The following is a 929-nucleotide window of genomic DNA, read 5'->3' on the forward strand; positions in this document are numbered from 1 at the left end:
AACATTGGCATGTTTTACGGGCGGAGAGATTCAAGAACTTAGACCGACAATGCAGATTTGCTGAGTCTACTAGGGACGAATTGCCAAAGGGACAAAGAACTAGAGCTTAAGAACTTTAAGCCTTTGAATTTAAAGTAAACATAACGCCGCGTTAAGTGGCGAGCAACGCTAACCACCTTACCTAAACCATTGTGACATAAACACTTAACCTGAAGAAAGCCGAAAGCGCCAAGCGTTGGGAGTCCGTCTTAAACGCTTTGTTATGCCGATATTAACATTTCCATGAATACAGCATCTTCGCCGTATACCGGACTGATATCGCTACTTTCCAATGCACTAAAACCTAATGTCGACCAGTAGCCAGCCGCGCCTTGAACTGCAACTAGACTAATTTTGTTAATGCCCATTTTCTTCGTTAATTCAAACACTCGATTAGTCAACAATCGACCAACACCTTTGTTTTGTGCTGTGGCACTAACAGCCATATCATGGATGAAAAACTGACGGTTACCACTGACCATTACTAACGGTTCAAACAACTTTGGAGGTATTGGACTATCCCACGGATGTGACAACAAATAACCTGCGATATCTCCGTCGTTCGACTCGAACACAAAACAACTTGTAGGTGACACGATACTTTTGCTTTTTAGTACGTCCAACTCTTCGAGCACACCATCATGATACACCTCAGCCTGAATTCGAAGTATCGAATCCCAGTCTGACTCAATAACTGCTCTAACCTTCAAATTGCACCTCAATTGTCAGTTTCTATTTTAGGCATAACGCCGCGTTAAGTAGTGAGCAACGCCACCACCTGACCTAAACCATTGTGCCGTAAACACTAAATTCAAAGCAAACCGAAAATGCCAAGCGTTGGGAATCTGTCTTAAACGCTTTGTTATAAGGCGGACTTTTGGTTAAGCGCC

Annotated in this window: 1 protein-coding gene; it reads right to left on the reverse strand. The window is 43.1% G+C overall.

What is annotated here, in order from left to right; translation table 11 throughout:
* Window positions 1-260: 260 nt before the first annotated feature.
* Window positions 261-749, reverse strand: a complete 489-nt coding sequence (locus tag ELS82_RS25370; protein ID WP_244230893.1) for a GNAT family N-acetyltransferase — start codon at window positions 747-749, stop codon at window positions 261-263.
* Window positions 750-929: the final 180 nt, after the last annotated feature.

This window comes from Vibrio ouci, from assembly GCF_004551525.1.
Taxonomy (GTDB): domain Bacteria; phylum Pseudomonadota; class Gammaproteobacteria; order Enterobacterales; family Vibrionaceae; genus Vibrio; species Vibrio ouci.